The organism is Butyricimonas sp. Marseille-P2440, assembly GCF_900091675.1.
In the GTDB taxonomy this organism is placed as follows: Bacteria; Bacteroidota; Bacteroidia; order Bacteroidales; family Marinifilaceae; genus Butyricimonas; species Butyricimonas synergistica.
Window position 1 is genome coordinate 392868 of the sequence record NZ_LT594609.1, and the last position, 19908, is coordinate 412775.

The 19908-nt window shown below is 43.9% G+C and carries 13 protein-coding genes and 1 tRNA gene; 3 read left to right on the forward strand and 11 right to left on the reverse strand.

What is annotated here, in order from left to right:
• Position 1: 1 nt before the first annotated feature.
• The 6 genes from BN8899_RS07520 to BN8899_RS07545 all read right to left on the reverse strand — a co-directional run bounded on the left by BN8899_RS07520 (position 2) and on the right by BN8899_RS07545 (position 8781).
• Positions 2 to 1453, reverse strand: coding sequence for a RagB/SusD family nutrient uptake outer membrane protein (locus BN8899_RS07520; protein ID WP_187376804.1), 1452 nt, complete (start codon positions 1451 to 1453; stop codon positions 2 to 4).
• 23 nt (positions 1454 to 1476) lie between these two features.
• Entirely contained in the window at positions 1477 to 4974 is a 3498-nt protein-coding gene (locus BN8899_RS07525; protein ID WP_065218950.1) for a SusC/RagA family TonB-linked outer membrane protein, read from the reverse strand.
• Positions 4975 to 5118: 144 nt separating this feature from the next.
• Complete coding sequence (locus tag BN8899_RS07530) at positions 5119 to 6273, reverse strand: FecR family protein (RefSeq protein ID WP_187376808.1); 1155 nt, start codon at positions 6271 to 6273, stop codon at positions 5119 to 5121.
• A 98-nt stretch (positions 6274 to 6371) separates the two neighbouring features.
• Complete coding sequence (locus BN8899_RS07535) at positions 6372 to 6935, reverse strand: RNA polymerase sigma factor (RefSeq protein WP_065218952.1); 564 nt, start codon at positions 6933 to 6935, stop codon at positions 6372 to 6374.
• Positions 6936 to 6984: 49 nt separating this feature from the next.
• Complete coding sequence (locus tag BN8899_RS07540; protein ID WP_065218953.1) at positions 6985 to 8118, reverse strand: PDDEXK nuclease domain-containing protein; 1134 nt, start codon at positions 8116 to 8118, stop codon at positions 6985 to 6987.
• A 33-nt stretch (positions 8119 to 8151) separates the two neighbouring features.
• Positions 8152 to 8781 carry a class II aldolase/adducin family protein gene (locus tag BN8899_RS07545; RefSeq protein WP_065219431.1) on the reverse strand — a complete coding sequence of 210 codons (630 nt, stop codon included), beginning with the start codon at positions 8779 to 8781 and terminating at the stop codon, positions 8152 to 8154.
• A 120-nt stretch (positions 8782 to 8901) separates the two neighbouring features.
• Between BN8899_RS07545 and BN8899_RS07550 the strand changes: the two genes are divergently transcribed.
• Entirely contained in the window at positions 8902 to 9819 is a 918-nt protein-coding gene (locus BN8899_RS07550) for a DMT family transporter (RefSeq protein ID WP_065218954.1), read from the forward strand.
• A 298-nt stretch (positions 9820 to 10117) separates the two neighbouring features.
• Here BN8899_RS07550 and BN8899_RS07555 read toward each other — a convergent pair whose 3' ends face one another.
• The 3 genes from BN8899_RS07555 to BN8899_RS20715 form a co-directional block, all read right to left on the reverse strand.
• The gene (locus BN8899_RS07555) at positions 10118 to 12049 is read right to left on the reverse strand and encodes a PAS domain-containing sensor histidine kinase (RefSeq protein ID WP_082986955.1); all 1932 of its coding nucleotides are present in this window, start codon (positions 12047 to 12049) and stop codon (positions 10118 to 10120) included.
• A gap of 154 nt (positions 12050 to 12203) precedes the next feature.
• Entirely contained in the window at positions 12204 to 12680 is a 477-nt protein-coding gene (locus tag BN8899_RS07560) for a Dps family protein (RefSeq protein WP_018338866.1), read from the reverse strand.
• A gap of 179 nt (positions 12681 to 12859) precedes the next feature.
• Positions 12860 to 13033: an energy transducer TonB gene (locus BN8899_RS20715; RefSeq protein ID WP_148375322.1), complete on the reverse strand. Its 174-nt coding sequence runs from the start codon at positions 13031 to 13033 to the stop codon at positions 12860 to 12862.
• Positions 13034 to 13188: 155 nt separating this feature from the next.
• Between BN8899_RS20715 and BN8899_RS07565 the strand changes: the two genes are divergently transcribed.
• Positions 13189 to 13263, forward strand: a tRNA-Val gene (locus tag BN8899_RS07565).
• 36 nt (positions 13264 to 13299) lie between these two features.
• Here BN8899_RS07565 and BN8899_RS07570 read toward each other — a convergent pair.
• Together BN8899_RS07570 and BN8899_RS07575 are read right to left on the reverse strand one after the other, a co-directional pair.
• On the reverse strand, positions 13300 to 13548 hold the full coding sequence (locus BN8899_RS07570) for a hypothetical protein (protein WP_065218955.1): 249 nt from the start codon (positions 13546 to 13548) through the stop codon (positions 13300 to 13302).
• A 303-nt stretch (positions 13549 to 13851) separates the two neighbouring features.
• The gene (locus tag BN8899_RS07575; RefSeq protein WP_065218956.1) at positions 13852 to 16488 is read right to left on the reverse strand and encodes a zinc-dependent metalloprotease; all 2637 of its coding nucleotides are present in this window, start codon (positions 16486 to 16488) and stop codon (positions 13852 to 13854) included.
• 272 nt (positions 16489 to 16760) lie between these two features.
• On the opposite strand from BN8899_RS07575, the gene BN8899_RS07580 reads away from it, so the two are divergent.
• The gene (locus BN8899_RS07580; RefSeq protein ID WP_065218957.1) at positions 16761 to 19871 is read left to right on the forward strand and encodes a response regulator; all 3111 of its coding nucleotides are present in this window, start codon (positions 16761 to 16763) and stop codon (positions 19869 to 19871) included.
• Positions 19872 to 19908: the final 37 nt, after the last annotated feature.

Below are 19908 nucleotides of genomic sequence, written 5' to 3' on the forward strand. Positions count from 1 at the left end.
ATTATTCCACAACTCCTTGTCTTAAAGGTTCACTATCAGAAACGTTCTGCACCAATTGGCTGTTTTTTTCCATCACGCTCGGTGGGATCGGAAGCGTGTACATCCGATCCTGTTCTTTCAACGTGTACACCATCTTCGGGGCGGTCTCACTCTCCTGATACACATGCTTGATCTCCGGCATACCGTAACGCCGCAAGTCAAACCAACGATGCCCTTCGAAACAAAGCTCCAGACGCCGTTCTTTACGGATCGTATCCAATAACGCTTCGGGATTCGTGATATTGACATCGACATATCCCACAATACGTTTACTCCGAAGTTCATTCAAATCGGACAATGCTTCCGTCCTCTTGTCCGGCATCTGGGCATAAGCCTCGGCACGGTTCAAATAAGCCTCCGACAAACGCAGGCACTGTCCCGGTTCATTCGTGGCTCCACATTTATTGAAAATATAGCCTCTCAAAATCGTTCCATCCCAAGTATAATCCTCGGTAATGTACATTCCCATTCTCTTATCATTAGCCGTGTATAAACTCAACAAGTCGGAGCTGAAGGTAAAAGCATTACTGAAATTAGCGATACTAGCTCCAAAGATCCATAAAGTTTCCGTCATCGTATAACTGTTCATCCCCCCGAATTCACTGTCTTCCAAAGAGGTCAGGTCACTCAACCCCTTGCCTAAGCGAATCGCCTCCGTGGCAGCTTGTGCCGCATCATCCCATTGCTCCATGTACAGATACACGCGGGACAACAAGACCTTCACGGCTGGAAGATTGATTCGATAATTCCCGATCACGACCTCATATTTCTCGAACAAACGTGCAGAAGCATTCAAATCTTCCAAAATTCGTTCATACACCTTTTCCACGGTTTCCCGGGGGCCACCGATTTCCTCGTCTACAGCGGAAACCAGCTTCAAGGGTACACCCAATGCCGTCTTATTGTAATTGTAAGGTTCACCATACAGATTCACCAACCAGAAATAATAGTAAGCCCTCAATGCCAAAGCCTCGGCCTTCACTTTTTCACGCTCGGCTTCCGTGCCGATGGCATCTCCGATATAATCCAACACGGCATTACACCCCTTGATTCTCTCGTAAAACTGGTAATATTCCGTGGAAGCCAACACGACACCTTCATTCCGTCGGAACATGTCCGGCTGCCAAGTAAACACAGGATACCATGCTTCAGCCTCCGTACTTCCCAAAACATTTCCCGATAACTCCTGTGCCAACCAGTTCATCTCTTTATCGTCATCCAACTGGGCACAAATCGCACCCACATAACTAGACGCATCAGGGTAACCGCTCCCCATCAACAATTCGCTAAAATCGGAAACTGTCTTAGGAATAACCTCATCTTGCGACTCTTCATTCAAAAAATCAGAACAACCGCTCCACGACAAAGTCCATGCCGCAAGAATCATCCATTTAAATATATCTTTTATATTCATCTCTTCTATTTTAAATTTTAACATCAGAACGCCACACTCAATGATAACGACATCGTACGCCGGGTCGGCCATCCGCCCGTTTCCGGATCAATCCCTTCCCATTTCTTATCGAACACAATCATAAACGGATTTGACATGCTTATCCCTAAACTCAAACTATTAGCATGCACGGCTCGTAAAACCTTCTCTCCGAATTGATAATTCAACGACAACTGCGTGCAACGAATAAAATCCGTATCGGCTACTCGGATATCCGCCAAATTATACATTTGGTAAGGAGTTTTATAAGTTCCTGACCCCGGTAGTAACAATCCATCTGTCCTGCCTCGTCCCGGCAAAGAGGGATAAATAGTTTCATCCCCGGGATTTCTCCAACGATTCAACAATTTCCGCGAAGCATTTAATTCCGGAGAAGGAAGCCCTTTTTGGCCATTGGCTGGGTTATACAAATCCGGAATACGTCCCTGCCCTCCAAATTGCATGGAAAAATTCGCTTGCAACCGAAAATTCTTATAACGGAACGAGGTTGAAAGCCCTCCACTAAAATCCGGTTCATCCTTACCGCTATAAACCAAATAATTCATAAAATCATCCGTGTCCAAATCCAAATTCTTAAACAGGGGTGTCCCATCTTCCGGGTCAAGCCCGTCAAACTCCAAAGAATAAAAACTTGAATACGACTCCCCGTTCACAATACACGTCCCGTTCAAAAAATCATCCAATGTATTCACCCGCTCATTATTCGTCTGTTTATTTTTCGTGACAGCCGTATTTATTGAAAACTGCCAAGTAAAATCTTTATTCCGGACAGGAACCACATTCACGGTTAAATCATACCCCTTATTCTCCATCTTTGAACCGAAAATCACGGAATTAAGCATACCATTCTCCGCCGGTACATCCCGGGATGACAACACATCGCTATCCTTCTTGAACATATTAGCCACTAAATTCAAACGTCCCCTCAAGAAAGACAAATCCACACCGAAATTCCAGGTTTTCGTCTTCTCCCAGCCCAAATTATCATAAGGCAAGTTCCTAATTTTTAAAGTATATTGTTTATACTGATTATGGAAACCTCCATCCGAAGCAATCAAATAAGGAGACACGGTTTCCACCGCCATTCCCTGGTAACCGTACGAAGCCGAAAGGTCAAGCCCGTCAATCCAATTCCATCCCGCTGCAAAATGCTCGTTCCCCACTCTCCACTTTAAACCGGCAGACCAAGTCGGACGGAACTTTTTATCCGGATCCTGCCCGAAGCGGTTAGAAGCATCCAAACGGGCATTAAAATTCAACACGTAACGATTATCATACGAGTAAATACCCGCAAAATATTCGCTCAAAGAATTATTCTCCCTATTCACCACCTTACGGTTTGTCCTCATATCCTCATAAAGATCATTATCCGAAGCTGTTTGTCCGACCGGCGTATAAGTAAGAGGCACATTCGCAAATCCTTCTCCCCGGAACTTCAAATAGCCAAAAGTCTTATTATTCGTCCCCGTTGTTTTGGCAGAAGTTGCCTCAATTCCCAGCTGCAAAGTAAAACGATGCACATCGTTCAATGTCTTGTCATACACGAAACTGTTCCGGAATGTATACGTCCGCACGGAAGTCTCCTCCGTGTATAACAAACCGCCCCACGGTAAACGGGAAGCCTTTTCTTCCGCACTATTAGCCAACACAGTCCCGTACTCATAACCTCTCGTTTGGGTGATATAGAAAGAATTCTCCGTTGCCCAACTCTTGATATTGGAAGAAGACAAATCGTAAGAGAACACTCCCTGATATTGTAAGCCCGGCAGCAACTCCCAATTTAAATCCAAAGTTGCGGACAATTTCTTCGAATTATTCTTGTTTCCCGTGTTTTCCCGTTCATTAATAATATTATAATTGTACACGCTTTTCAATCTCTCGACCGTACTCACAGTTCCCATTTTCTCATGATAAAAGTAGGTCCCGTCCTCATTATACGCGGGGATCACCCGAGAAGTATTATAAGCATAATTAAACGGGTTCACGTTATAAGTAAAACCATCCGTGGTCCGGTAACTCCCGTTAAGCATAAAACTCGTGCGGAAAGTGGGAGTAAACCTCACCGTCGTGTTCGAACTCACCGAAAAATTAGCCATTTCATTCCCGATAGCTTCCCCTATCGTTTCGGAAATATTAATTGAAGTTCGATTAGAGACCTTATCCGATCCCCCGGTCACGCTCAACGAATGCGTATGGCTCACTGAATTTCGGAATAAAATATCAAACCAATCCGTATTCACCCGTTCCAACCGACGGAACTCTTCCAACATCTCACTCTCGGTAATTTCTTTGCTATTCAACTTCGTCACCAACCCCTCGTACCCGATGGGCAAGATGGATGAGGGGAAAGAGACCCGCTCTTCATAGATCTCTTGAGACAACTGCATCCGTTCCTGTGAATTCATCCGATCATACAACCCGTAATGAGGCTTCTGCCCAACGGTCAACGTACCGCTATACGAAACAGAAGTCCTCCCCGATTGAGCCCTTTTCGTCGTGATCACGATCACCCCGTTAGCAGCATTCGATCCGTAAATAGCCGTGGCAGAAGCATCCTTCAATACCGTCAGCGTCTCAATATCATTAGGATTTAACCAAGAAATAGCATTAGCTACAATCGTACGCATATCCTCTATATCCCCGGATAAATCTTCCTGCATAGCGATCGGATCGCGTTGAATCACTCCATCAACAACCCAAATCGGTTCTTGATTTCCCAACAAAGTAGAAGTTCCCCTTACCCTGATTTTCGGATTTGCACCGACCTGTCCCGTACTCATTCGAACCGTCATCCCGGGAACAACTCCTTGCAACATCTGATCAATAGAAGTCACGCCCGCCACCTTAATATCATCCACATTTACCGATGTCACAGCTCCCACGTAACTACCCTTATTAACATTCATGTACCCGGTCACGACAACATCGTCCAACGTCTCAACGTCTTCCTTCATCACCACGTTGATCGTGTCTTTTCCCGTGTATGCAATTTCTTGCGTTTCCATTCCGATAAAAGAGAAAAGTAAAGAAAACTTTTCCGGGGCATTCGGAATCGAAAGTCGATAATTTCCATCTCCACTCGTTGCCGTACCTATCGTGAATCCCTTCAATTGCACGGTAACACCCGCCAGAGGCTGTTTCTTCTCATCGGTCACTCTCCCGACAATACGAACCACCTTAGCCTGTTGTACGGCGATTTCCCGAACGATATATACGCCACCCTCTTCAAAAAATTCGAAACGAGTGTCTTTTAATATCTGTTTCAAAGCCTCGGCAATCTCCATATCCGAAATCTTCATCTCGCGGCACTGCACCTGTTTTGTTTTACCCGCATCGTACAGGATACGAATTCCCGACTGATCTTTCAACTGCTTCAATACCTCGTTCAAACTCATATCTGACTTCACCGAGATATTCACTTTCTGAGTAAAGGCACTAGCCGATACAAAGAAAAACAACAAAAAAAATAGAGTCAATTTCATCACTTTAGAAATTTTTCTGACACAATGTGGTCGTACCCACACTTTAGGTGGATTTTTTTTCATAACTTTGTTTGATTTTATAAGTTTAACACTTAGATAAAAGGGTTTCGATTCAAGGTTTGGTCGCTCTGTATCGATCCCTTTTTATTTTGCTTTTTTCACTGTCACTACATTACCTTCTATTTCAAATTTCACGTTCGTTCCTAACTCAAAAAATCTCAATAACTGGCTCACGTCCGCGTACTTATCCAAGGTTCCGGACAACTCCACGCTTTTCAGTTCTTCCGACATGAATCGCACTTTCAAATCATACCAGCGAGCCAAAATCGTCATGATTTCCGACAATCGCTGCTCTTCGAAACAGAAAAGATGATCTTTCCAAGCCGTGTACAATCTCGTGTTCACCTTACTCACGCGAGGTTGGTCATTCCCTAGCTTATAAGCCAATTGCTCCCCGGGACGCAACACAATTTCCGGCTGTGATTCATGCACGTAACTGATTGCCCCTCTTTCCAACGTTGCCACGATTCTCGTCGTGTCGTACACCTCCACGTCAAATGCCGTACCCAGTACTTTCACATCCCCCGCGGCCGTACTGACAATAAAAGGCTTGCCCGAGTTCGTTTTTACATCGAAATAAGCCTCCCCCTTCAAATACACCTGCCGGGTATCTCCCTTGAAATGAATCGGGAAACGCAACTCCGTCTCGGAATTCAACCACACGTTCGTCCCGTCCGACAAAACCAGATGATACTCGCCTCCCCGTGGAATAATCAATTTATTATAACTATCCTCGGCAACTCCCTCCCCGCTTTCCTCGCTACGAATCACCCCGACCGAATCGATATGAATCACTCCTTCCGCGGTTTCTATTCTCGTGGCTCGTGTTTCTTTCAGATCAAGTTCCCGCCCGTCATTCAACACGAGCACAGCTTTCCGTTCCCCGGGAACAATCACCTTTTTCGTCAAAGGTACATTCTTCACGGACTCCGGCTCCATCTGAAACAGCCAGATCACCCCTAAAAGAATTGCCGCGGAAGCCGCCACGGAACTTACACGAATCATCACCCGGCGGCGATTACGCCTCTTCAACTTCCCGAAAGCCAAATCAGCATTAAAACGCTTTTGCTCCTCCCGTTTCTGTCGCAAATAATCCGCCCGGGAAAGTCGTTCGACAATCCGTTCCTCCATCGGATCACCCGTGAACGTACTTTCGGGACTTTCTTCTTCTAAAAAAAGTCCTTTCAGATAATCCGTAACCCGCTTGGATCGACTCGCTATATTTTTCCAGTCTTTCATTATTTCATGTTTCTTCTCAATTAAAGAACACATGACTTAAAAAAACGGGTGACAAAATTTTTCAAGGAAATGATATCTTGAAAGAAAAAAAATAGTTTTCACGAGAATAACAAGAAAAGTATCGCCCCGAGTCCTTCCCCCAAACGCTCACGTACATAAGCATAAGCCCTCTTTTTTTGAGTTTTAACGGAATTCTCGCTGATATGCAACTTCTCCGCGATCTCCTTCACCTTCGCACCATCCATACTCATCAACACCACTTCCCGCTGTTGCCCGGACAATTCATCTATAATAGCATAAAACTTATTCACGACATCCTCTTCCACCGCAATCTCGATCACCGGATCCATCTCCTCCTGTTCCTCCAGCATCTTTTCTCCCCATTTCTCGTGCAACCCTTGGGCATATCCCAGATCCCTCACCAGATTCAGTGAGCGGGTGTACACCGCACGGAACAAATAAGCCGTCAATGACGGCACATCTTCAAACTGAATATATGAATCCCATATTTTAATGAAACAATCCTGAACAACATCCTCCGCCACATCCGCATCCCTCACGATCTTCAAAGCATAGTTACAAAGAGCAGGATAAAACCTCCTGTACAACTCACTCCATGCCCCCTCCCGTTTCTTGTTCACGTTTTCAATAAAATGCTCCATATTACATCAGCCAATTCTAACTAAAAATCCTGTCATTTTAATACTTCTCTTATAACAATTTCTTCAATTCCTCAATATCAGGTAAAGCTCGTTTTAATTTCTCAGGCATATCATCTGAGGTCTTATAGGTAGCAACACCCAAAGGTTTATTATAGTCTTGAATTACGTATTCCACATACTTCTTGTCAGCACTCTTACACAGTACTAATCCGATAGACGGATTTTCATGAGGTTTACGCATTTGATCATCCACAAGACGCAAGTAGGTACACAATTGCCCTAAATAAGCGGATTTGAACGCACCTTTTTTCAATTCGATCACGACCAATGCATTCAACTCACGATTGAAAAATATTAAATCGGGGAAATGCTCTATTCCGAAAACTTCTAACTTATATTGATTGCCGACAAATGCAAAATCACGCCCGAAAGTAAGAATAAACTTCTTTATGTTATGTATAATTTCTTGCTCTACTACCCGTTCATCTATATCTTCTTTATCCCGTTCGGCAAGTTCTTCAACATTGATAAAGTCCAAAAGATATTCATCCTTGAACATACTTATAGCTTTTAATGATTGTCGGGCATCAGGTATCGTTTGAATGAAATTATGAGCAATCTCACCTTGATGATGAAATAAACCATCTTCAATTCTTGCAGCCAAAACTTCTTTGCTCCATTTGTTTATAACAGATTGTCGAATATAGAACAGGCGTTCTGCAAGTGATGTCGTTTTACGAACAATAATCATATGATGTGTAAAGCCTAATGACAAAAACGATGTAAGTTCAAAATCCTCTTTCTCAAGCCTTTCACGGGAAACTAACAGTTGGGTGTCAATTTCGCTAACCGCGGTTAGCGAATTGTCTTCTCCTATTCCGCTAACCACGGTTAGCGATTTCAAATCATCGCACCAGGTTTCATAAAACTGACGCATAAATTTAATATTAGCAACAGAGAAACCACGAAGTCCAGGCAATTCTTTCTGCAACTGTTGACTGATAGCTTCTATTGCGCCTTTACCCCAAAACCCTTCACGGGAATTCTTCGACACATAGCAGCCAATTCCATAATACAATGACAACTGCTCTTTATTTACAGAAGCCACGGCACGATATTGACTCCGTAATATCGCTTCCTTGATGATTTTTACGGATTCTGTATACATCTGCAGGTTGCTCATATTCTTGATATTTGAAAACAAAGATGCAAATAATTATCGAGAATTAAAACGTAATCTTTTCAAATCCTCCACATCCTTCTCTCCAAGTACATCATAAGCTCCCCCACTTTGCACGATAATCCGGCAAGCCATCTCGAAAAACAGGGCACGCTGCAACACATCATCAAAATCCTTCCCGCACACCACCTGCCCGTGATTGCTCATCAACACGGCATCGTGATCCCGCATCGCCTCGATAACCGCTTGTGCCAATTCCGGCGAACCCGGACAATAATAAGGAATCACAGCGATCTCCCCCACGTGATAAGGCACTTCCAGCGTCACGTTGAAATTCTTCGGTTTCTCCTTCATACAAGCCACCACGGTAGCGTACTCCGACTGGAAATGCAACACCACGTTCACGTCCGCCCGCTCCCGCATAACCCCGAGGTGAAAAACACTCTCCATGGAAGGTCGCACGCCATTCTCCGGCACTCCTGTCGCAACATCACACAAAGCAACCTTGCCTTCCGTCAAAGCGGACAACCACGTCCCCGTCCCCGAAACGAGAGCCTTCTCCCCGATCCGCCAAGACAAATTCCCGCTACTGCAAAGCATCAATCCAACCCCCGCATAACGGGATGCCTGATTTATAAAATATCCGATTTTATTTTCTATCATCATATCGAATCCCGAACAAATACAAATCCACATTCAGTATTAATTTTCAAAATTAATAAAATCCCGAAACATATCTCTGATTTTAGCCCTACTTTTGTACCTGACACCTAATTCCGATTCACAATGACCAGAGAAAAATGGCAAGGACACATCGCAATACTGATGACCAACGTTATCTTCGGGCTGAACACGCCTATCGCTAAAACGCTCGTTCCCGAGTGGATTAACCCGTTTGCCCTGACACTGGTCAGGATGTCGAGTGCCACCGTCATTTTCTGGTGTATCTCCCTGTTTATTCCCCGGGAAAAAATAAGTGTCAAAGACTTGGCAATACTATTCTTCGCCGCCCTTTTCGGGCTTATCGGGGCACAACTGTCATTCGCAGTCGCCCTGCAATACACCTCTCCCGTCAACATCTCCCTCATCGCCGCCATGACACCCGTCATCGTGATGCTCATGGCTGCCGTATTCCTGAAAGAACCCATCACGGGCAAAAAAGCAACTGGGGTCTTTATCGGGGCATGCGGGGCATTGTTGTTAATTCTGCAATCCTCCCCCGCGGGTGGCGGTCCCCATAATATGCTTGGCAACCTCTTTTGCATCGTGAACATCGTGACCTACGCCACCTACCTCATCATCACCCGTACTATCTCGCAACGCTATTCCCCAGTCACCCTCATGAAATGGATGTTCTTCTTCGCCACCCTCATCGCCTTCCCCCTCGGATTCGACAAACTCAGTGAATCCAAAATATTCACGACACCGGTACTCGACCTAAACGCCCTGTTGCGCCTTTTTTATATCGTCATCATGGCAACCGGGGTCGCCTACTTGCTCGTCCCCATCGCCCTGAAACGTATTCGCCCAACCACGGTCAGCATGTACAACAACGCCCAACCCATCATCGCCTCGCTCGTGGCAATCCTCATCGGGCAAGACGTCTTCACGTGGGAAAAACCCGTTGCCGCCGCCCTCGTTTTTTTCGGCGTCTACCTCGTGACACAGAGTAAATCCCGTGCCGACCTCGAAAAACAAGCCTAAAGGTTCTGTTTTCTAGTAGATTTACCCGTGAAATCTATGGATTATATCAACCCTAAACAAGGGGAAGGCACCCATGACTTCCAAAATACTCGGGGTGTAATTCCGGTACATTACCGTATACAACGCTGTAGATTCGCTGTAGGTTCGCTGTAGATTCCCTGTATTAGAACAGCGAATCTACAGCGAACCTATAGTATATTAAAAGCTTTATACACGGAACTGCACCGGTACTCATCCCCGAATGAAGTTGAATTCACTCGGGTTATGTATAGGATTACCCCTTAACTTGTACTTCGTGTTATTGTACGTTATCCCCCGGTTTCAGAGGCAACGTGAACCAGAAGGTACTCCCTTGCCCTTCCCCAGATTCCACGCCGATGGCTCCTCCCAGTTTGTTCACGATGGTCTGGCATATCGCCAACCCTAACCCCGTCCCGCTCGTGAAACTGTCCAGCTTGATAAAACGCTTGAAAATATCGGATTGCTTGTCTGCCGGAATGCCTCGTCCCGTGTCGGAAACAAAGAAACGTAGCTCATCCCCCCTCCGCTCGTACCCGAAATACACGTGCCCGCGAGTCGTGAACTTCAGGGCGTTGCTCATGAAATTGGATAACACTTGCAATACCCTATTCTTCTCCGTGTAGATGACGCATTCGTCCAGCCGAGAAGTAAAAGCGATCTCGACATCCGGGTTATCAACGATCTTCTGGCGGCTGCTCAGCTCAAGGCTGTGCAACAACTCGTTCATATCCTCCGTCGTGTAAACAAATTCCAGCGTTCCCGCCTCGATCTTCGACAAATCCAAAATATCATTGATCAATTGTAGCAACAACTCGTTATTTCGTTGGATGATAGCGATATATTCTTCCCTCTCCCCCGGTTCCTCCGTTTGCGTCAGCAACTCGCTGAATCCCACGATGGCATTCAAGGGCGTGCGGATCTCGTGGCTCATGTTCGAGAGGAACATTGATTTCAATTTATCGGAAGCCTCTGCCGCCTCCTTCGCCCGCAACCACTCTTTCGCGACACGACGCCTCTCGGTCACATCCTCGTATTTCAACACCACTCCCCGGGGTTTCCCGCCTTTCACGCCGGAGACGGGCGTCGCCACCACTTCGACGACAACATCGCCCTCCAACTCCAATTCCTTAACCTCAACCTTGCCGGAAAACATGGCTTCCCGCATCACGCAACCGGGGCAAGGTTCCTCCCGCCCCATCACGTTCCGGTAACAACACACCCCTTGCTTGTATTTGCCCGCTAACGGATGCGTGGAGTATTTTGCCAGATTCTCCCATTCCACGATATAATCCGTGTTCACGTACACCAACCCGCTATTCGAGTGATCTAGTATCAACTGATTGACTTCTTGTATCCTCCTTAAATTCCGGTTCGCCTCCTGCAACTGGTCATGAACATGTATCAAATCGGAAATATCCCAACGGGTAGCCAACAACCAATGGTGAACATCATTCGAAACGACGTTTTTATTCACGATTGAAACGTACTTCACCCCGTCGGGAGTCAAGTACTCCTCCTGTTCCCGGTAGGAGCCGCCATTCTCTATGATCCCGCGATCTACCTCCCGGTAATAACGCCCCCGTTCTTCCCCGTATATCTCAATATCATTCTTGCCGATAATCTCTTCCCGCGTGTACCCTCCCAAGAGTTCACACTGCTTATTCCAGAACACGTATTTCAAATCGTCGTCAATATCTTTAATAATCAACGGCATCGGCATGTTATCCAAGACGGCGTTCACCAGGCGTTCGTTCTGCTTTATTTCCGTTTCCGTCTTTTTCCGCCGCGTGATATCGCGTTCAAAGCAAGCCACAAGGTTATCCTGCACCCGCTTGTAACGCCCCTCGTAAAACACCTTTTTGCCATTCATCGTTATCGTGTACTCCGACTCGCGTACTTTCCCGGTCGCCAGAGCTTCCCGTATGTTCGCCGACACGTTCTCCATACATTCCGGATCGACACAATCCTTCAAGTTCCTTCCGATCAATGCCTCCGCGGACAAGGATAGTTTCGATGAATCGGCATTATATATTTTTTGTATATCCAACTGTCCATCAACCATGAAAATCATATCCGGAACAGAACTGATGATCTTCTCCGGCATCATTTCAACAACATCTTCATGCATTTTTGACACCTTGCGTTTATAATACAAGAAAAACGCCAGATTTGCTAAAACCATAACTCCAATAACGATATATTCCCACATATTCACGATGATCTAGATTTATTATGGATACAAATATAGTAATTAAAATATCACCTTTATTGGCTAACAACCCCGAAAGGATGTTTTATTCTATATAGCAAAAAAGCTACCGGAAATTCCGGTAGCTCGCGCGGTTACAAATTCAAACTTAAACTTATTCACTTAAAAATGCTCGTAGCATCCACAAAGTCTTTTCCTGTGCGGTGATATAAGGATTCAGCATATCCTGAGTCCCGTCATCGCCAGCCTCGGCTGCAAGTGCCAAAATTTCTCTCTCCTTCCGGATTAAAATCACCAGGCTATCCATGATTTGCTTCACGCATTCCAACCCGTTGGAAAGCCCCGTTACCTCCTTGATTTCGGATATTTTCATGTAAGCCGAATACGAGTGTAACGGGGTTCCCTCCAACGTAAGCACGCGTTCAGCAATCTCGTCTATTTTCTCGATAGCGTCGTTGTAATACTCTTCAAATTTGGCGTGCAACTGGAAGAACCCGCGTCCTTTCACGTTCCAGTGGAATCCTCTCACGTTCTGATAATACAATTGGTAGTTAGCCAACAAATCATTCAAATGATTCACGATCTCTTGTGATTTCTCTACTTCTAGTCCGATTAAATTTTTCGTTTTCATATCTATTGATTTTTATTATTATACTTTCTTTCTGTTTTTCTGTTACAAATGTAAAGAAGATAATATTATAAATCAAATCGATTGTTTTTATAATCTTATATATTGTAATTATTATCTCTTATTTTCAATATAATACACATAATAATTGATGTTTATTTTATAAAAATATTCTCACGAACCTATTTCTTCAACTTGAAATTTACAGGTATCGTGTAGGACACCCGTGTTTTTTCACCCCTGAATTCACCGGATTTCCAGCGGGGTATCCCTTTCACGATCCGGAGCGCCTCGGCATACAGCAGTTGTAACGAGGTTAACTCTATAATGGTATGGCTTAAATATTCCCTTTTCATCCTCTCGCTTAAATTATTACAACAAGCATATCAAAAAAACGGACATAAACAATTTATCCCCTCCTCAATTATTTCTATTTTTTTCAAAAAAAAATCACCGATCTTTTGCAGTATTCAAAAAATGCACTACATTTGCATCCGCATTCAAGCAACACGGGCGCTTAGCTCAGCTGGTTCAGAGCATCTGGTTTACACCCAGAGGGTCGGGGGTTCGAATCCCTCAGCGCCCACCCAAGAGGTTCAAAAATGAGCCTCTTTTTTATTTCTCAATTTTTCCACCACAACACTCCTTCTTGGAGAATTTGAAGTTCTTCCTCGCTGTACGTCGTGCGACCGGCTCTTACGCTGGGAGTTAAAATAGAGAAATAATCTCCTTTCTTAACGCCATGGTCTGAACCTAAGTCAATGTAACACTTCACCAGCTTGTCTTTCTTTACCTCGTAGTCCATGGGAATAACGGTACCTTCCAACGGGAATTCCTTGATCAGGAAGTCCTCAATATCACTTGCAATCATGTTGGTAGCGCTGGCAATGGCTTTTTCTTGTGAATCCGATAATACAAAACGAAATTGTTTCTACGGTTTCTGATACCCGCAATTAATTCCGCTTTGCCAGTATTCATATTCGAGCACACTTTTCGCTGACAAATATAAAAAAAGTTAAAAAACTTTCTTTCAATGATCTATCATATTTTACGAGAAGTATTATTTCAAGGTGAAAAATAAGATCGTTCACCAACTTCATTGAAAACTTAGTGCGGGACAACAAAAAGAGCGTGCCATAGACTGGCACGCTCTCCTTGTAGAGAAAATAATATCTTATTTACTTAATGCTTTTATTTGAAGCAAAATTGATTGATAATGAGCTCTATCTGCTGCATTCGCACCAGCAAGTCTACTCTCTATCAATTTTTGAATCCGATTCAACATATCTACATTGTATCCCAGAGATTCGTCAATGGTATCAACTTTCACGGCTCTCTGCCACCCGTAAGGATCCGCACCGAAGACATTGTATGTTGCAATCTGGCATGCCACCAGACCTTGACCGTATTCAGCCTCGAAAGCTTTCAACTGATCCCGGTAACGACGCACGTCGCCAGTTTTATCCATACCCGACTCAATCACCTCATCTATGGAAAGTTCAATTGCAGGAATCATATCGCCAAAGCCAGTGATTCCTTTCTTCGGGGCAATAGCTTTTCCTACAACGTCAGCCCCTTGAGCCACGCAAAGTCTTTGCATTAATTTATCGCCATCCGTCAATTTCTTACCTTGAATTGTCGGTTCCCAAATTCCAGCATACAAATCATCATAGTAATCCTTAACCGTGTAAGGATTTTTTGACAAATGAGCCGTCAATGTAACCCTCGGCGCAATAGTAAATAATGCTTTAGCCACAACACCCTGCAAGAGCGTGGAATATTTCGGGGCGAATATTTTTTGATCCAAAGCTTTGTCATTCAACCAGTCGCTATCTCTTAATTGCTTGATAGTCCAACGCATGGAAGCCCGTTGAACATCACGGGATACCGGCTGGTAACGCTCTACCGGGGTCCCTTCTTTTACAGGATTCAGGTAAACTCCACCCACCTGGCACAGGACGTTTGAAATATACCGGTAGTACTGGTTCAATATTTGAGAATACAATTCCAATCGGTATTCAGAGAAATCATCATCTGAAATCCAATTATTCACGTTTGGCAGAATGTATTTCAAATTCTTGATACCGTAATTACTAGCCTTGATAGGATCATCCCCCAAGTCTTCGGTCAACGCGCTCGGGTCATACATGCTTGCAACTTGTTGTTGACCATAGCGATACATCGGGTCGCCAACTTTCTCGTCAATCCATTGCTCGACAATCTTTGATTCCTCTTTCACGCTTTTATTGCCGGCGATCGGGGAGTACAACCATTTAATCGCGTAATAATCGTAAACACCAAGATCGGGAGGGGTCAATTTCAATCCTTTATCACCGGGCTGTGCCACGTAATTGTAACGAGCGTAGTCCATGATAGAAGGTGTTGTCCCGTATTTACGCGTGAAAGAAGCGGAACGTAACGAATCTACCGGGTAAGCATGAGAAGACGCCATATTGTGCATCAAGCCCAGCGTGTGCCCTACCTCGTGAGCCATCACGTAAACCAAAGACTCGTGCAAAGCCTCTTGTGGCATCTCTTTCTGGCGCATGGATTCGTCAACCTGCGCGGTTTGAACAAAACGCCACTGAGATACCAACTTCACGATATCATTATACACGATCACGGAAGCGTTCACGATTTCGCCCGTTGTCGGGTCTACCCAACTCGGTCCCATGGCATTAGCCACCCCGGCAGGACAATAGCGGATGCAAGAATATTTCAAGTTATCCGGGTCAAAGTTCGGGTCATCCGTCGGGAAATCTTTAACTTGAACCGTGTTCTTGAAACCAATCTTCTCGAAAGCCTTGTTCCAGTCTAAAACTCCCTCCCGCAAAGCAGGTTTCCAGTTTTCCGGGAAAGTATTGTCCAGGTAGAACACGATCGGTTTTACCGGTTCAACAAGTTCACCCCGCTCCCAGGCTTGAACATCTTTCGGTTCCAAACGCCAACGATTGGCAAATGAATAATATTTAGATCCTTCCCTGGGAGAAATATTTTGTTTCCCGGTCAAGAAAATCCCGATACGGGGATCAGAAATTCTCGGCTTCATTTTTTCTTCCGGCAACAACAACACGGTTTTCACGGTATTAACGGAAACATCCCCTAAATTAAAAGAGAAGAAGAGGAAACTAGCGGTACAATTATACACTTCCTGAGACTCTATCGAGATATTATCATCAAAAGATTTTATCTTTCCCGAGGAAGAAAGCTCACTCTTCAACTTTCCGCTAATAGGCAACATACCCATAAAATATCCCCCGATAGGATTCATTGAAGGATCGGAGAATATCTTTCCCACCTCAAATACAACCGCAGTGCTATCTTTATTGTAAGCCTCCAGTTTGAATTTTAATTTACGAACATCCATGAAATTCAAAGCCGCGGCCTCTTGCATTTCTTTTGTTTGATCAAAAGTGGTATAAGTAGCGCACTCGTTCATAAAGATAGTGCTATCTTGCAATTTAAAACGAACGTGCAAAGGATCTGAGGACTTATAGCCCACGTTTACCGTGGAAGGATCACTCGTAGCGGAAGGAGTGGAAGCAATTAAAACATCCCGTCCCATATATTTTAACGGGTACTCGAAATAAATTTTATCGCCAACCCGATGAACCGTGATAAAGTTTCCGCGAAATTCCTCGTGTTGTTTTCCCTTGAACAACTTCTCGTATTTCGATTCTACTTTTTTAGTGGTAGAGTCTTGTTGTTCAGTTTTTGCTTTCTTCTTTTTCTTCTTACCCCAGGCGTACAAGGGTTCCGTACACGGGAGCAAGAATAGTGACACAAGTAACAATACTAATCCTTTTTTCATACAACAGATTTCTAAATGTTAATAATCTATTTTAATTATTCTAAAACTAAGGGACTGTAAATATATAAAATACATAAAACACATCCTCGCTTTATTGTGTTATATTTCTCTTAAATTAAAAACACCCCTCGATGAAACCAGGAGGCAATCTCCCCCATTAAAAATAGACCCTACTTTTTTGATTATAGTACCAAATTTAAATATTTTTGTAGCCATATTACGAGGATAGAAACTCTATACAATTTTGCAAGCGAAGAAAATATATTACCATAATGATACACAGAAAATACCATTCTTTTTTCAAGTGTGTGATTGTGTTAATCACATACTTGGTTTTTACGTCTGCCCTTATCCCCAAAACAACTCAAGCGGAAGAGCAGCAACGCCTACTTATTATCAATTCTTATAACGAAGGGGCTCCCTGGAGCCAAGAATTGATCACCCCAATCACGATGCAAACAGCCCAGACCGCAGGAGTATCTGCCGAAATCGTTCACATGAACGGTACGTTCATCCGTAATGATAAACTATTCAAACAGATGGAGGATGGTATTTTTACCCGTTTTGAAAGCAAAAAACCTACTTACCTCGTACTGATCGGCAACATGGCTTTTACTTTAAGAGATCGAATCAAACAGGAATGGGGCGACATCCCGATGATACTAATCGGCAACGAAGATTCATTCGCATCAACCGAATACTATTTTACAGGTGGTTCTTTAAATATATTGGACGGCAAATTAACTCCATTATCCCAAATCAGACAGCAATACAATTTCACGTTCATCGAAGTACCAAATATGTATAAAGAAACCATAGACATGATGGTACAGATACAACCCCAAATAAAAAAAATCGTCTTCATTGCAGACGAACTTTACACGAACCGTTACCTGGACAAACTTGTTCACTCGTATATTCTGGCAAAATACCCTACCCTCGAATACGAGTGGCTTGTCGGTAATAATCAAAACGCCGATCACTTTCAGGATTACCTGGTCAGCCGGGATCTGACTATTGGATTACTTTTCTCGACTTGGTTCTACGAACGCAAAAATGTTCACGGGTTCCCAATGCTCATTTCCGGTGATACACGTATGATATCCGCATCCCCTCATCCTGTTTTTGCCCTACGAAGTGCCTACCTCCAAGACGGTGTTTTGGGAGGCTATTTCCCCGCCAGAGAACAAACACAAGAAGCTCTGACAACTCTCGTTGTCAAAATGTTGGAAGGAAGTTCCATGCGCAACATTCCCTTTATCTATTCCACGAAATCCTACCCCATTGTCAATTACACACAACTAAGCCAAGACCATCTCTCCATCGAAAGGTGTCCCGCGGGAACAAAGTTTATCAATAAACCGAAAACCTTGTGGCAACAATACAGCTGGCAGATCATCATATGCGCCATTATTCTTGTCGCATTGATAATCGTGGCTGTACTGAATTCATTATTTCAACGCAAGAAACTCGCCCTTTTCAGGGCTCACAACATACTAGTGCGCAATATGCCAATCTGTTACGCGCAAGCCGTTGTCGATCTCGATAAAAACGGACACGTAACGCACGTAACTTACCACTCCACGAACGAATCATTTCATGCTTTAACCGATCAGAACACAGACGGGAATCAACAAAAACCACTTTTTCCTATCGATTATATTTCACCTTTCATCGAAACTGTTTTCAAAAAGGAGCGTTCTGTCACATTCACTCATTACTTCAAACAGACCAATACTTTTTATGAATTCATCATTTGCCAATCCGCCGAAAAAAACGTGATCGATTTTTTCGGGATAGATGTCACAAGCCGGAGCAAAGCGGAAAACGATTTAAGGGAATCAGCCAAGAAATTGGATATGACATTGAGCGTGGCACGTATTATACCATGGCGTTGGGATTTGAAAAATCATAAAATTGCCTGTGAAGTACAACGTGTGCTAAGCCACATGAACTTTACCAAAGTAGACGGTTCGACCCACTCGATACACATAATCGAGGAAAGCGAATACTTCCAGAGAATACATCCGGATGACGTAGACCGCATTAAGCAGATACACGTCAACTTTTTAAACGGCAAATTACAATACACCAAGGCGGAATTCCGTATTGTTTCCCAAAAAGCCGGGAAAGAACACATCGATTGGCTGGAAATCAATGCGGCGGTATCCCAATGTGATTCTACCGGACAACCCACCACTCTTATCGGCTCATTACTATTGATTACCGAACGTAAGAAACAGGAACAGGCTCTTGTATCGGCAAGGGAAAAAGCGAAAGAATCCGATCGCCTGAAATCTGCATTCCTCGCCAACATGAGCCACGAAATACGCACTCCGCTGAATGCTATCGTAGGTTTCTCGAACCTGTTGACCACTACAGAGGACGAAGATCAGAAACAACAATTTATAGGAATCATCGAGAATAACAACCAATTATTACTGCAATTGATTAATGACGTGCTTGATTTGGCTAAAGTCGAATCGAACACACTTGATTTTAATTATCAATCCACTGATCTGAACGAGTTAATTCGTTCCGTGGAGAATACAGTACGCCTACGCGTCCAACCGGGAGTAACATTGAACTTCACTCTCGGGGCAACTGATTGTTACATTCAAACAGAGCCCAATCGCTTATCCCAGGTATTGATTAACTTACTGACAAATGCCTGCAAGTTCACTCCCAAAGGATGTATCACTTTCGGTTATGAATTGCAAGAGGATGAAATCCGTTTCTTCGTACGAGACACCGGATTAGGTATATCACAAGAGGGACAAAAACGAATTTTTGAACGTTTCACCAAATTAAACGATTTCGCCCAAGGAACCGGGCTCGGGCTTTCCATTTGCAAAAGTATCGTTGAAAAAATGTCTGGTCGTATCGGCGTAGAATCCCAAGGTGAAGGCAAAGGCAGCACTTTCTGGTTCTCCATCCCGTACCTGACCGCCACTATCGAGAAAAAAAAGCCTGGAGCTATCGAAATACAGAAAGAAAACATAAAACAGAAAGACATTGCGATTCTGGTTGCGGAAGATAACGAAAGCAATTATCTGCTGTTCAAGTCGATACTTGGTTCAACATACAAAATCATCCACGCATGGGACGGAAAAGAAGCTGTTGAACTATATAAACAACATCAACCTCAAATCATCATCATGGATATCAATATGCCTAACATGGATGGTTACGAGGCAACACAAGAAATCCGGAAATTCTCTACCACAGTACCTATTATCGCCGTCACGGCATATGCTTTCGCTTCAGACAAGGAACGGATCATGAAAAACGGCTTCAACAGCTATGTTTCCAAACCACTAAACGCAAACAAGCTGATGCAGGAACTTAAAACAGCGCTAAACTCAAGTTTCACGCTGGTGTAAACACATTTATATGCCCTTTATCAAAGAGGGAGCCGAA